The organism is Plantactinospora mayteni (assembly GCF_016862935.1).
Classification (GTDB): domain Bacteria; phylum Actinomycetota; class Actinomycetes; order Mycobacteriales; family Micromonosporaceae; genus Plantactinospora; species Plantactinospora mayteni.
In genome coordinates this window covers 73,564-87,059 of record NZ_BONX01000026.1, presented here as the reverse complement: position 1 = coordinate 87,059, position 13,496 = coordinate 73,564, and the positions used below count along the sequence as shown (strand labels likewise).

General features: G+C 72.9%; 12 protein-coding genes. 8 read left to right on the top strand and 4 right to left on the bottom strand.

What is annotated here, in order from left to right:
- Positions 1-58 precede the first annotated feature (58 nt).
- Entirely contained in the window at positions 59-358 is a 300-nt protein-coding gene (locus tag Pma05_RS19500; protein WP_203858868.1) for a hypothetical protein, read from the top strand.
- A complete protein-coding gene (locus tag Pma05_RS19495; protein WP_203858867.1) occupies positions 355-885 on the top strand; it encodes a DUF6036 family nucleotidyltransferase in 531 nt (176 codons plus the stop codon). The genes Pma05_RS19500 and Pma05_RS19495 overlap by 4 nt, the downstream gene beginning before the upstream one ends.
- 24 nt (positions 886-909) lie before the next feature.
- Here Pma05_RS19495 and Pma05_RS19490 read toward each other — a convergent pair whose 3' ends face one another.
- Positions 910-1,296, bottom strand: a complete 387-nt coding sequence (locus Pma05_RS19490) for a DUF6506 family protein (RefSeq protein WP_203858866.1) — start codon at positions 1,294-1,296, stop codon at positions 910-912.
- 189 nt (positions 1,297-1,485) lie between these two features.
- On the opposite strand from Pma05_RS19490, the gene Pma05_RS19485 reads away from it, so the two are divergent.
- Complete coding sequence (locus Pma05_RS19485) at positions 1,486-2,595, top strand: hypothetical protein (protein ID WP_239312669.1); 1,110 nt, start codon at positions 1,486-1,488, stop codon at positions 2,593-2,595.
- A gap of 29 nt (positions 2,596-2,624) precedes the next feature.
- On the opposite strand, the gene Pma05_RS19480 is transcribed toward Pma05_RS19485, so the two are convergent.
- Positions 2,625-2,795, bottom strand: coding sequence for a hypothetical protein (locus Pma05_RS19480; RefSeq protein ID WP_203858865.1), 171 nt, complete (start codon positions 2,793-2,795; stop codon positions 2,625-2,627).
- A 97-nt stretch (positions 2,796-2,892) separates the two neighbouring features.
- Between Pma05_RS19480 and Pma05_RS19475 the strand changes: the two genes are divergently transcribed.
- Together Pma05_RS19475 and Pma05_RS19470 are read left to right on the top strand one after the other, a co-directional pair.
- On the top strand, positions 2,893-4,410 hold the full coding sequence (locus Pma05_RS19475) for a magnesium chelatase ATPase subunit I (protein ID WP_203858864.1): 1,518 nt from the start codon (positions 2,893-2,895) through the stop codon (positions 4,408-4,410).
- 2 nt (positions 4,411-4,412) lie between these two features.
- Entirely contained in the window at positions 4,413-6,368 is a 1,956-nt protein-coding gene (locus Pma05_RS19470; RefSeq protein ID WP_203858863.1) for a vWA domain-containing protein, read from the top strand.
- A gap of 87 nt (positions 6,369-6,455) precedes the next feature.
- On the opposite strand, the gene Pma05_RS42615 is transcribed toward Pma05_RS19470, so the two are convergent.
- Positions 6,456-8,684, bottom strand: a complete 2,229-nt coding sequence (locus tag Pma05_RS42615) for an Hsp70 family protein (protein WP_239312667.1) — start codon at positions 8,682-8,684, stop codon at positions 6,456-6,458.
- A gap of 107 nt (positions 8,685-8,791) precedes the next feature.
- Here Pma05_RS42615 and Pma05_RS19460 point away from each other — a divergent pair, with 107 nt between their 5' ends.
- Complete coding sequence (locus tag Pma05_RS19460; RefSeq protein ID WP_203858862.1) at positions 8,792-9,262, top strand: hypothetical protein; 471 nt, start codon at positions 8,792-8,794, stop codon at positions 9,260-9,262.
- Positions 9,263-9,351: 89 nt separating this feature from the next.
- On the top strand, positions 9,352-10,923 hold the full coding sequence (locus Pma05_RS19455) for a PQQ-dependent sugar dehydrogenase (RefSeq protein WP_203858861.1): 1,572 nt from the start codon (positions 9,352-9,354) through the stop codon (positions 10,921-10,923).
- A gap of 115 nt (positions 10,924-11,038) precedes the next feature.
- Here Pma05_RS19455 and Pma05_RS19450 read toward each other — a convergent pair whose 3' ends face one another.
- Complete coding sequence (locus Pma05_RS19450; protein ID WP_203859039.1) at positions 11,039-12,019, bottom strand: GlxA family transcriptional regulator; 981 nt, start codon at positions 12,017-12,019, stop codon at positions 11,039-11,041.
- Positions 12,020-12,158: 139 nt separating this feature from the next.
- On the opposite strand from Pma05_RS19450, the gene Pma05_RS19445 reads away from it, so the two are divergent.
- Entirely contained in the window at positions 12,159-13,475 is a 1,317-nt protein-coding gene (locus Pma05_RS19445) for an MFS transporter (RefSeq protein WP_203858860.1), read from the top strand.
- The last annotated feature ends 21 nt before the right edge of the window (positions 13,476-13,496 follow it).

Below are 13,496 nucleotides of genomic sequence, written 5' to 3'. Positions count from 1 at the left end.
GATGGAGCGCCTGGGTGCCCTGCTGGTGGGGGCCGACGAGGCGCGACGGTGGAGGCTGGTGGCGGAGTTCCTGGAGGAGTACCGCTGGGAACCAGTCGAGTCGCGCACTGATCTCCTGGCTGCGGAACCGGCGCCCACCGGCGACGAGCACTGGGATGTGTTTCTCGCGGCCTTGACGGAGCATCTGGCGGCGAAAGACGGACGCGGCGGGCCACCGTGGGTCGAGACGCGCTCGCTGCGAAGATTCTGGTTCCCCTTCAATACTCGGGCGGCGCGGGTCGACGCGCTGGTGCACGCACCAGCGGCATTCCGCCGTCGCGGGGTCTATGTCGCTGCCCAGGAGCTGAACGTCGCGTGAGCGCCGCTGATCCGTTGCTGGACCGCGCCATGATCGAAGATGCATTTCGCCGGCTCGGCGACCGACTGGCTCGGCGCGGCGTGGTCGCGGATCTCTATATCTTCGGTGGCGCGGCCATGGCGTTGGCTTACGACGCTCGTCGAGCCACCCGCGACATCGACGCCGTGTTCCAGCCGCACGGCATAGTGCTCGATGAGGCCCGGGCGGTCGCCGACGAACTGGGCCTCCCACACTGGTGGCTCAATGAGCAGGCGAGTGCCTATGTTGCACCCGGCGGCGATGCGACCGCTCCTCGTGTTTTCGATCACCCTGGCCTGCGGGTCGCGGCAGCATCGCCTGAGCACCTGCTGGCGATGAAGGTGCTCGCCGCGCGGCGTCGGGACGCCGAGGACATCCGATTCCTGGTAGGGCACCTCGGGCTGACAAGCGCCGAGCAGGTGCTCCGACTCTGCACGCAGATCTTTCCCGAAGAGGAGGTTCCGGGCCGGGCGAGGCTCGTGCTCGATGACGTGTTCGACGCCCAGTAGCCTTGGCGTCAACGCGATCTGCGTTCAGCTCGCTCCGGCCTGGCTGGCGTCGAACTGCGCGCTGTAGGCGGCGGCGCCGGCCACCGACTCCGCGCCGAAGGTGACGTGCCCGACCGGTACCCGACCACCCACCGCCTCGATCACCCGGGCGGCGGCCGGCAGGGAGAATCCGCCGCACGGCTCGATTAGCCCGACGCCCTCCTCGACCAGTTCCACCGCGATCGACGCGGCCAGCGACTCGTCCGGTACGGGCACCAGTGATGTCCGCTGTCCGGCCCGGTCGACCACCACCCGGTCGACCACCACCCGGTCGACCACCACCCGGTCGACCACCACCCGGTCGACCACCACCCGGTCGGCGACCGGGTCGGCGCCGGGCTGCCCGTAGAGGTACGCCCAACTCGTGCTCATCGCCACAACTCCTCGCTGCTTCGAGAGCACCATCGTCGTACCTCGATATTGGGTGAGGTCGACTCTCTCCCTCTGGCAGGGGAAGCGGGTCACTCCGGTACGTGAGGTCTGCGGCGCCGCCGGCCCGGATGGTGTGGGGAGCGGGCGCGGCACGGTCGCCGGCCCGGGAACGTCGAGGAGGAAACGACGATGTCCCGCACCGTACCGCCCGATCCGGCAGCCGCCCGGACCGAGCCGGAGCCACCGCCACAGCAGCACCGACACCAGCACAAGCACCAGTACCGGATCGGTTATCTGGCCGCTGGCGCGACCGCGTTCTTCGGCTCGCTGGCGCTGGTCTGGACCGTCACCGGGCGCGGCTACCCGTTCGGCACCGCCGACTCGGACGGCTCCGGCAGCCTGCTCTGGCGGGTACCGGCCGAGGTCGGGGCGCCGGTCTTCGCGGTGCTGCTGCTCGGCGCGGCGGTCACCGCGCTGGCCATGGCCGGCCCGCACGCGGTACGCCTGCGCGGCGCACCCCGGGTCGCCCTGCTCGGCTACGGCTGGCTGGTGGTGGCCGGACTGCTGCTGGTCGTCCCGGACGTGCAGGTGCTCACCTACCTCGGGTACGCGCCGATGCTGATCGGTGGGCTGCCGTTCGGCTGGCCACCGGTGGACTATTCCGAACTCTTCACCCTCGCGCTCGGCTGGAAGGTGTTCTCGGTCGTCACCGGGCTGCTGCTGGCCCGGGCCGTTGTCACCTGGCAGTTCCGTACCGCCCGGGCCTGCCCGTCGTGCGGACGCCGGCCCGGCGAAGCCGGCTGGACCTCGGCGGAGTCGGCGGCCCGCTGGGGGCGCTGGGCTGTCCGGGTCGCAGCGGTGATCCCGGTGCTGTACGCGATAGTCCGGCTCGCCTGGGCCGCCGGCATCCCGCTCGGCATCACCGACGAGTTCCTGCGCGAGATGCAGCGGACCGGACTGGTCTGGGCCGGCGCCGGGCTGGCCGCGTTCGGGCTGGTCGGCGCGGTCCTCACCCTCGGGCTGGCGCAGCGGTGGGGCGAGCGGTTCCCGCGCTGGATGATCGGGCTGGCCGGCCGGCGGGTGCCGATCAAGCTCGCCGTCGTCCCCGCCACCGGAGTCGCGGTCGCGATCACCGCCGCCGGCCTGTCCCTGTACGGGCAGCCGGAACTCCTCGCCGAGCTGGGCGGGGGCACCCTGACGGTGCTCCCGATGCTGCTCTGGCCGGTCTGGGGGACCGCGCTCGGCGCCGCCACCCTCGCCTACCACCTGCGCCGCCGAGGCGCCTGCGACCGCTGCTGACGGGGTCAGTCCTTCGGATGCTGGCGGAGTCAGTCCTTCGGACGGTTGGCGAGCAGCGTGCCGACGATCACACCGCCCAGCACACCGAACGCGATGCCCAACCCGATGTTGCCGATCAGGAGGCCGAGGATGACCCCGAAGGACACCCCGAGGCCGATCGCGATGCCGAGCTTCGTCCCGGTTTCGCTCGGTGTGCTCATGACCCTCCCCGTTTTCGTGGATCCGGCGGTACCGGATGGATCTTCACCGGTTCGCTCGCGGCCCGCGATCGACCCGATCGAGAGCTAGCGTAGGCGGGTGACGGAAATTTCCCAGGTCCCACCGACCCCGCCGGCCGAGCTGCCCGGCACCCTCGGCGAGCTGCGCGCCGTTGGGCACCGGTACCGGACCGTCAAGCAGGAACTCCGGGACAACCTGCTGGCCCGGCTCCGGTCCGGGCAGCCGCGCTTCCCCGGCATCGTCGGCTACGACGAGACGGTGCTCCCCGAGGTCGAGCGGGCCCTGCTGGCCGGGCACGACATGGTGCTGCTCGGCGAGCGCGGCCAGGGCAAGACCCGGCTGATCCGCGTACTGGGCCAACTCCTCGACGAGTGGACCCCGGTGATCCGCGGTTCGGAGCTGAACGAGCACCCGATGCACCCGCTGACCCCGGCGTCCCGCCGGGCGGTCGAGGAGGCTGGCGACGCGCTGTCGATCGGCTGGCTGCACCGGTCGATGCGGTACGGCGAGAAGCTCGCCACCCCGGACACCAGCGTCGGCGACCTGATCGGCGACGTGGACCCGATCCGGGTGGCCCAGGGGCGTACCCTCGGCGACCCGGAGACGATCCACTTCGGGCTGGTACCCCGGACCAACCGGGGCATCTTCGCCGTCAACGAGCTGCCCGACCTGGCCGAGCGGATCCAGGTGGCGCTGCTCAACGTGCTGGAGGAACGGGACATCCAGGTACGCGGCTACCAGCTCCGGCTGCCGCTGGACCTGCTGCTGGTGGCGAGCGCCAACCCGGAGGACTACACCAACCGGGGGCGGATCATCACCCCGCTCAAGGACCGGTTCGGCGCCGAGATCCGCACCCACTACCCGCTCGACCTGGACCTGGAGCTGGACCTGATCCGGCAGGAGGCGGCACTGGTCGCGGCCGTACCGGAGCACGTGTTGGAGGTGCTGGCCCGGTTCGCCCGCGCGGTACGCGAGTCTCCGGCCGTCGACCCGCGCTCGGGTGTCTCGGCCCGGTTCGCCATCGCCGCCGCCGAGACCGTCTCCGCCGCCGCGCTGCGCCGGGCCGGACTGCTCGGCGCCGGTGGCCCGGACGGGCGGCCTGCCGCACCGGCCGACACCGAACCGGTGGCCCGGGTCGGCGACGCGGTCTCGGTGACCAGCACCCTGCGCGGCAAGGTCGAGTTCGAGAGCGGCGAGGAGGGTCGGGAGATCGAGATCCTCGGTCACCTGCTCCGGACCGCCACCGCCGAGACGTTCCGGGCCCGGCTGGCCGGGCTGGACGTCTCCGGCTTCACCGCGCTGGTCGCCGACGGCGCGATCATCGAGACCGGCGAGCTGGTCGGCCCGACCGAGTTGCTCCGGCAGGTCGGCACCGTACCAGGGCTGGCCAAGGCGCTGGACCGGCTCGGGCTGGGCGACGCGCCGACTCCGGCCGAGGCGGCGGCCGGGATCGAGTTCGTACTCGAAGGGCTGCACCTGACCCGGCGGCTGGCCAAGGACGTGACCGACGAGGGCCGTACCCGCTACGGCGGGCGCAGCCCCGACGGCGGACGCGGCCCCGGCGAGCGCTCGGCCCGCGACGACGACTGGGCCTGAGCGTGGCCGGCGGAAACCGTTTCCGGTACGGCTCCTGGCGCGGCGGCCCCGACCCGCTCGCCCCGCCCTACGACGTACGGGCCGCGGTCGACTCGGTCGGCGCCGAGGTGCTGGCCGGCGGCAGCCTGCGCGAGGCGCTGCGCAACCTGCTGCGGCGCGGCCCGCAGGGCCGGGGCGGCCTGGACGACCTGGTTGCCCGGGCCCGGCGGATGCGCCGGGAGGCGCTGCGCCGGGGTGACCTGGACGGCGCGGTGACCCGGGCCCAGGCCCTGCTCGACCAGGCGCTCGCCGCCGAGCGCGACGAGTTGCGCGGCCGGGACGACGACAACGCCCGGTTCGCCGAGGCGGTGCTCGACAACCTGCCGTCGTCGACCGCCCGGGCGGTGGAGGAACTCTCCGGCTACGAGTGGGCCAGCGACGAGGCCCGGGCCGCCTACCAGCAGATCCTCGACGGGCTGCGCCGGGACGTGCTGGAGCAGCGGTTCAGCGGGCTGCGCGACGCGATGCGGGGTGCCGCGGACCCGGCCGCGCAGCGCCGGCTCGCCGAGATGATGCGCGACCTCAACGACCTGCTGGCCCGGCACGACCGGGGCGAGGACACCACCGACGCGTTCGCCGAGTTCATGCGGCGGCACGGCGACTTCTTCCCGGAGAATCCGGAGACGGTGGACGAGCTGGTCGACGCGCTGGCCCGGCGGGCCGCCGCCGGGGAACGGCTGATGCGCTCGCTCTCCCCGGCCCAGCGCGAGGAACTGTCCCGGCTGATGGAGTCGTCGCTCGGTCCGGAGCTGGCCCGGCAGATCTCCGCGCTGGACGCCAACCTGCGCTCGCTCCGCCCCGACCTGGCCTGGGACCGCCGGGAGCGGATCCGGGGCGACCAGCCGCTCGGCTACGGCGAGGCGGCCGGGGCGCTCGGCGAGATCGCCGACCTGGACGACCTGCTGGACCAGCTCGGCCAGGAGCATCCGGGGGCGACCCTGGACGACATCGACGTGGAGTCGGTACGGCGCAACCTGGGCCGGGACGCCGCCGACGACGTACGCCGGCTGCGGGAACTGGAGCGGGAACTGCGCCGGCAGGGCTGGCTGACCCGGGGCACCGACGGGCTGACCCTGAGCCCGAAGGCGCTGCGCCGACTCGGCGGTACGGCACTGCGCCGGATCTTCGCCGAACTCTCCAGCGGGCGGCGGGGGCAGCACGACCTGCGCTCGGCCGGTGCCGCCGGTGAGGTGACCGGCGCGTCCCGCCCCTGGGAGTACGGCGACGAGCAGCCGCTCGACGTGGTGCGTACGCTCACCCGGGCGGTCCGGCGCGGCGGTGCCGGGGTGCCGGTGGCGCTGGCGGTCGAGGACTTCGAGGTGGTGGAGACCGAGCGGCGTGCCTCGGCGGCCGTGGCGCTCTGCGTCGACCTCTCCTTCTCGATGATCTCCGAGGGGCGCTGGGGGCCGATGAAGCAGACCGCGTTGGCGCTGTCGCACCTGGTCGCCACCAGGTTCCCGCAGGACGCGTTGCAGATCATCGGCTTCGGCCGGGAGGCGATGCCGCTGACCCAGCAGGAGCTGGCCGGGGTGGAGCCGGACCTGGTGCAGGGCACCAACCTGCAACACGCGCTGATGCTGGCGGGCCGGCACCTGCGCCGGCACTCCGGTTCCGAGCCGGTGGTGCTGGTGGTCACCGACGGCGAGCCGACCGCACACCTGGATCCGGAGTACGGCGGTGGGGTCTTCAACTGGCCGTCGCTGCCGGAGACCATCCAGTTGACGATCGCCGAGGTGGACAAGCTGACCCGGTACGGCGCCACGATGAACCTGTTCATGCTCGGCGAGGATCCCGGGCTGCGCCGGTTCGTCGACGCGGTGGCACGGCGCTGCGGCGGCCGGGTCTTCACGCCGGACCTGGACGACCTCGGCGAGTACGTGGTCTCCGACTACCTGCGCGCCCGCCGTGGCCGGAGCTGACCCGTCGGAGATCGGGCGGCTTCCACTGTCAGCGCCCCTCGGCCAGCCAACGGCGGCCGGCTGTCAGCGCCCCTCGGCGGCCGGCTGTCAGAGGTCGATACAGGGGCTGGTCACCGTGTCGCTGCCGCCGGTCCAGACATCGCCGTCGAGCTGGACCTCCAGCCCTGTGATCTTGGCTTTGATGTAGAAGGAGCCCGAATAGCTGTCGACGACGTTGAGGGTGGCGCTGAGCCTGCTTCCCTTCCGGTCGGTGAGTCCGGTGTCCGTCTGGTCGACGAGCCCGCCATCGCACTTGTACGTCTCGACCACCAACCGACCCTTGAAGCTCGTACTGTCGTGGTAGTCCTGGATGTTCCCCAGGTAGACGCCGCCGTTGCCGTTGGCCGCCCATCCGTTGCGACCCTTGATGCAGCCGTTGAGATCGATCCTCGGTCCAGGTCCTGACCCGGACTTGCGGGTCATCCGGATCCCGACCTCTTGACAGACGATTTCTGGATCGTCCGTACTCTTCCGTCCCGCCGGCGCGGGCGCGGCCGGTGCGTTCCCACCGCCGGGCGCGGCGCCACCGCCGGGATTGCCGGCGGTGGATCGGGGCCGGGTGGTGGTCGCCCCCGGTCGTGGCGTCCCCCCGGGACTCCCGGACGCGCCGGCCCCCGGAGACGTGCTGACCGTTGGGCCGGGCTGACCGGACACGGCCGGCCCGCCGGCCACGTCCGCCACTCCGGGGGAACTGGTGTTTCGGCCGTCCGCCGAGAACTGGCCGTCACTGTCCGGCTCCCCGAAGAACCGGTCCCAGCCCACCACCAGCCCGGAGACGGCGAGGGTGATCGCGACGACGACGGCGGCCGCCACCAGCCAGACCGGGCGACGGCGGGTGGTCGGTGGCTCGAGTTCGGAGGCCGGCGCGGACGTCGGCGGTGTCGGGCCTGCCGGAACCACTGCCCGCATCACCACGGTAGGCGCCTCGCTCGGCGTCGGTGCCGGCCCGGCCGGCCGGGCCGGAATGCCGGCACCGACTCGCGGTCCGTCGCGCTGTCCCGGTTCGGCGCGGCTGCCGGATGCCCCGCCGATCCCGCCGATTCCGCCGATCACGCCGTTGCCACCGTTGCCCGCGCCCATGCCGGCGCCGATCCCGTTGCCGGCGACGATGCTGGTGCCGGCGCCGATCGCGCTGCCCGTGCCGACGCTGGTGCCGGCAGCGGTCCCGTGGCTCGCGGCGCCGCCGTCGTGGGTGGCGAGCAGGCTGCCCTCCGCCACTACCAGCTCGGGCTGTTCGAGCACGGTCGGCGCGATCCCGAAGACGCGGTGCAGTTGGGTCGCCACGATCGGCATCCGGCTCGCGCCACCGACCAGGATCAGCCCGGCGAGCTGGTCGAAGCCGACTTCCGCGTCCAGCAGCGCGCTGCGGGCCGCGGTGACGGACCGGTCCACCACCGGCCGGGCGAGCTGCTCGAACTGCTCACGCCCGAGCGGCGCGTCCTGATCCAGCAGCGGTACGTGGACCAGCGCCGAAGCGGTCCGGGACAGCGACTCCTTGGCCGCCCGTACGCCGTCCCAGAGCTGTCGGTGGTGCCGGCGCTCGGCCGGCGTACGCGGATCCCGGAGCCGCTGCCAGTTCGCCGGGTGGCGCTCGCCGTGCACCGCGCCGAGGTGCGCGACGACGGCCGCGTCCACGTCGAGTCCGCCGGTGTCGGCGAGACCCTCGGTGGCGACCACCGTGAACCCGTCGGTGGTGCGGCGTACCACGGACGCGTCGAAGGTGCCGGCCCCGAAGTCGTAGACCAGGAGGTGGCCGCCGATCGGCACCCGGGTGCCGAGCAGGCCGGTGAAGTGGAACGCCGCCGCCAGCGGTTCGGGGACCAGGCGTGGCTCGGGCAGCCCGACCCGGAGCGCCGCGTCGCGCAGTACCCGGCGACGGCGTGCCGCCCAGGCGGCCGGACAGGTCAGCACCACCTCGGCGGCGGCCCGGCCGGCGACCCGGTACGCCTCGACCGCGACCCGGTGCAGTACGGCGGCTATCGCGTCGCCGACCGGGATCTCGGTGCCGCCGAGCAGCAGCGTCCCGTCGTCGATGCGCCGCTTCGGGTACGGCTCGAAGCGGTCGGGATAGGACAGTGCGGCGTTGACCGCGTCCCGCCCGACGAGCAGGGCACCGGAGGTGTCCAGGCAGACCGCCGACGGCAGCAGCGGCGCACCGTCGAAGAGCAGCGGTCTGGCCCGGCCGTCCGGCCAGGCGAGTACGGCAACCGTGTTCGACGTACCGAAGTCGATGCCCAGCCGGAATCGTCCGACGTCGGCACTCAGCTCGGGCCTCAATCAAATCCCCCCGTGGACCACCCTGTCCGCTGCCATCCGGGCGCCGAGTTTACGACAACTGCCGCGAACCCAGGTCCGCCGCGCGCGGCCGTCCTAGACTTGGCCAGGTGGAGACGGCCGAGCTGCGCCGGGCGTACGCGGATCTGCTCGCCGAGGTCGACGGGGGCTCGTTCGGGCCACCGCCGCCGGGGGAGTTGACCGCGCCGGAGGTGCTGGTCCACCTCGCCGCCAACGACGAGTTGCTGACCGAGGCGACCGAGGCGGTGCTGGCCGGCTCGCCGTGGGCGTACTACGACGGGCAGTCGACGCTGCGACCGCAGGTGGACGCGATGCTGCCGCACGACGGCGGGTTGCCGGAGTTGGCCGCCCGGCTGCGGGCCACCAGCGAGCGGCTCTGCGCGCTGGTCGACCGGTTGGGGCCGGAGGCGGAGACGCCGGTCGACTCGCACCTGCGGGAGGGCTTCGAGCTGCACATCGAGGAGTCCCTGCCGTGGGGCCGGATGCTCGACATCCACGGCCGGATCCACCTGCCGGCGCACCTCGAACAGTTGCGCGCCATGCGTATCGACGTCCGATAGTTGCCCATGGGAGCGTTCCCATAGTTCGGGACACCGTGATCTAGCGATCGTCCGCAGCATTACCTTCCTGTTAACCGATGGGAGTGAATATGTTGCGACGTCAATCTGTCGGGCGTCTCTGCCTGGCCGGCGCGGCTGCCCTGATCGCCCCGCTCGTCGCGTTCGGCACGCCGCCCGCAGCCGGCCAGCCCGCCCCGGACCGGGCGGCGGTGGCCGCGGTGCCACCCCTGGACCAGCTCACCGTCAGCACCACCCAGGTCGCCTTCGGACTCCAGCGGCCGACCGCGATCTTCGCACCCGACGACGGCAGCGGCCGGCTGCTGATCGCCGAGAAGCAGGGGACGATCCGGGTCTACCACCCGAACACCGGGCTGGCGGCCGACCCGCTGCTCGACATCAGGGACCGGGTCGACACCTCCGGCAACGAGCGCGGGCTGCTCGGCCTGATCACCACGCCGAACTTCACCCAGACCCGGACCCTGTACGTCAGCTACACCGCACTGCCGGAGGGCACCGTCACGCTCTCCCGGTTCACCCTGAGCGCGGCGAACCAGACGCCGATCCCGCCGACCGGGGAGCAGGTGGTGCTGACCCAGGCACACGCCGAGTTCTCCAACCACAACGGCGGGCACGTCACCTTCGGCCCGGACGGCTACCTCTACTGGAGCATCGGCGACGGCGGCGGGTCCAACGACGTACTCAACTCGGGGCAGAACCTGAACACCCTGCTCGGCAAGATCCTCCGGCTGGACGTGAACCGTTCCTGTAACGGGCGGCCCTACTGCGTACCGGCGGACAACCCGTTCGTGAGCACGGCCAACGCCCGGCCGGAGATCTGGGCGTACGGGCTGCGCAACCCGTGGAAGTTCTCGCACGACCTCGGCGGGGACGGTTCGCTCTGGATCGCCGACGTCGGGCAGGGCACCTTCGAGGAGATCGACCACCTGCGGGCGAACCAGGGCGGCGCCAACCTCGGCTGGTCCTGCCGGGAGGGACCGCAGGTCTTCGACCCCGCCCGCTGCCAGGCCGGCGCCCAGTACGTCGAGCCGGTCTACTCGTACCGCACCTCCACCGACGGCTGCGCGGTGATCGGCGGGTACGTCTACCGGGGCCAGGAGTACGCCGACATCGCCACCGGCACCTACCTGGCCACCGACTACTGCTCCGGTACGGCCTTCGTGGTCCGGCCCCCGGCCACCCCCGGCGGGGCGTACGCCACCCGGGCGCTGACCGAGCTGACCATCCAGCCGACCAGCCTCGGCCAGGACGCCAACGGCGAGCTGTACCTGGTGAACGACCTGCCCGGCCAGCTCCACAAGATCCAGTTCGGTACCACCGCCCCGCCGGCCGCCTGCCGGATCAGCTACCGGGTCGACCAGCAGTGGGGTACCGGCTTCAACGCGACCGTGACCGTCACCAACACCGGCACCCAGCCGGTCAACGGCTGGACGGTGGGCTGGACCTTCCCGGCCGCGCAGCGCGCCGGCTCGTTCTGGAACGCCACCGGCAGCCAGTCCGGCGCGGTGGTGACCGCCCGGAACGCCAACTGGAACGGCAACATCGCGCCGGGCGGAACCGTCCAGTTCGGCTTCCTCGCCTCGAACACCGGCCCCAACCCGGCACCGACCACCTTCACCCTCAACGGCAACACCTGCGCCTGACCCCCGCAAGCCGGGCCGCCCGAAGGCCGGAAACGCGAAGGAGGCCCCGCCGCACCAGCGGGGCCTCCTTCGCCACGGCCATGCCGGATCTCGCTACGCCTGCGCCGGATCTTCGCTACGCCTGTGCCGCCGGGTCGGCGCCGACGGCCCGGGGTGCCCGGAAGGTACGCCGGTAGGCGGTCGGCGGCACCCCGATCCGCTGGTGCAACTGCTGGCGCAGCGCGGCGGCGGTGCCGAAGCCGGACCGCCGGGCCACCTGGTCGACGCCGAGATCGGTGGACTCCAGCAGCAGCCGGGCATGCTCGGTGCGCTGCCGTAGCAGCCACTGCGCCGGGCTGAGGCCGGTCTCCTCGCGGAACCGCCGGGTGAAGGTCCGGACGCTCATGCTGGCGTGCGCGGCCATCTGCGGCAGGGTCAGCGGCTCGTGCAGCCGGTGCTGGAGCCAGTCCCTGGTCCGGCCGGTGCCGGTCTCCGCCGCGTCCGGCAGCGGTCGTTCGATGTACTGCGCCTGCCCGCCGTCCCGAAAGGAGGGCACCACGCAGCGCCGGGCCGACCGGTTGGCGATCCCGCTGCCGTGGTCGGTGCGGATGACGTGCAGGCAGAGGTCGAGGCCGGCTGCCACCCCGGCCGAGGTGAGCAGGTCACCGTCGTCGACGAAGAGCACCTCGGGATCGAGCCGTACCCTCGGGTGGAACCGGCGGAACCGGTTGGCGTACGCCCAGTGCGTGGTGGCCGGCCGGTCGTCCAGCAGCCCGGCGGCGGCGAGTACGAACGCACCGGTGCAGATGGACATGATCCGTACGCCTCGGTCGTGCGCCTCGCGCAACGCCGCCCGGACCTCCGGGTCGACGGTGCCGTCGGTGAGCGGTGGGCCGTCGTGGATCCCGGGCAGCACGATCGTGTCGGCGTCGGCCAGGATCTCCAGCCCGTGGTCCGGCAGCACCTGGAACCCGGCGGTGCTGCGTACCGGCCGACCGCCGGGGGTGCAGGTGGTGGCGGTGTAGAGCGACCGCTCGTCGGCGTCCCGGGCGGTGCCGAAGACCTGGGCCGGGGTGCCGAGGTCCAGCCCGACCACCCCGTCCACGGCGAGCACCATGACCCGGTGCGGCCGAATACCCGCTGGCGTGATGATGGTCACCCGCTGCTCCGCTCTCCAGTCGTGGTGGCCCAATTCTTGCGCATCCTGGCTGTCCGGCCACTCGTCCGATCCGGCGCCGGCCCGCAGACTCGTCGGGGTGAGTCTTCGCCGCCTGCACCCCGCCTGGCTGGTCGCCGCCGTCGGCTTCGTCGCGCTGGTCGGCGCCGCCGGGTTCCGGGCCACCCCGTCCGTCCTGCTGCACCCGCTGCACGAGGAGTTCGGCTGGCCGCTGGCCACCATCTCCGTCGCGGTCTCGGTCAACCTGCTGCTGTACGGGCTGACCGCACCGTTCGCCGCGGCCCTGATGGACCGGTTCGGCATCCGGCGGGTGGTCGCCGCCGCGCTGACGCTGGTCGCCGCCGGCAGCGGGCTGACCGTGTTCATGCGGACCAGCGCGGAGCTGATCCTCTGCTGGGGCGTACTGGTCGGGCTGGGTACCGGGTCGATGGCGCTCGCCTTCGTGGCCACGGTGACCGGGCGATGGTTCGTCAAGCGCCGGGGACTGGTCACCGGCATACTCACCGCCGGTGGCGCGGCCGGGCAGCTCGTCTTCCTGCCGCTGCTGGCGAACCTGGTCGAGGCGTACGGCTGGCGGACCGCCGCGCTGGTGGTGGCCGGGTCGGCGCTGGCGGTCGTACCCCTGGTGGGGTGGTTGCTGCGCGACCACCCGGCCGATCTCGGCCTGCCGCCCTACGGTGCGACCGAGGTCGTGCCGGCACCGGCCCGGACCGGCGGGGCGGCCTCCCGGGCGCTCGGCGCGCTGCGCACCGCGGCCCGGACCCCGGCGTTCTGGCTGCTCGCCGGCGGCTTCGCGATCTGCGGTGCGTCGACGAACGGCCTGGTCGGTACGCACTTCATCCCGGCCGCGCACGACCACGGGATGACCGAGACCGCCGCCGCCAGCCTGCTCGCCCTGGTCGGGCTCTTCGACATCGCCGGCACCATCGCGTCGGGCTGGCTGACCGACCGGTTCGACAGCCGGGTACTGCTCGCCGCCTACTACGCGCTGCGCGGGCTGTCGTTGCTGGTGCTGCCGAGCCTGTTCAGTGGCTCGACCGAGCCGAGCATGCTGGTCTTCGTGATCTTCTACGGGCTGGACTGGGTGGCCACCGTGCCGCCGACGGTGGCGCTCTGCCGGGAGTACTTCGGGGCCAGCGGTGCCGTGGTGTTCGGCTGGGTCTTCGCCGCCCACCAGATCGGCGCGGCGGTCGCGGCCACCGGCGCCGGGCTGATCCGGGACCAGCTCGGCACCTACACCCTGGCCTGGTACGCCGCCGGCGCGCTCTGCGCCGCCGCCGCGGTCTTCTCGATGCTGCTGCGGCGCCGCTCCGGCCGGCCCGCCGAGCCGGACGCCCCCGCCGCGCCCGCCACCCCGGAGGCTGGACGATCCGGGGCATCGGTGTCAGCAGGCTGACCGGTTAGTGTCGGGAACCCG

Excerpts from the sequence above, each read along its gene's own strand:
- Pma05_RS19490 (WP_203858866.1), bottom strand. The coding sequence starts at position 1,296 with ATGAGCACGAGTTGGGCGTACCTCTACGGGCAGCCCGGCGCCGACCCG.
- Pma05_RS19485 (WP_239312669.1), top strand. The coding sequence starts at position 1,486 with ATGTCCCGCACCGTACCGCCCGATCCGGCAGCCGCCCGGACCGAGCCG.
- Pma05_RS19480 (WP_203858865.1), bottom strand. The coding sequence starts at position 2,795 with ATGAGCACACCGAGCGAAACCGGGACGAAGCTCGGCATCGCGATCGGC.
- Pma05_RS19455 (WP_203858861.1), top strand. The coding sequence starts at position 9,352 with ATGTTGCGACGTCAATCTGTCGGGCGTCTCTGCCTGGCCGGCGCGGCT.
- Pma05_RS19450 (WP_203859039.1), bottom strand. The coding sequence starts at position 12,019 with ATGGTGCTCGCCGTGGACGGGGTGGTCGGGCTGGACCTCGGCACCCCG.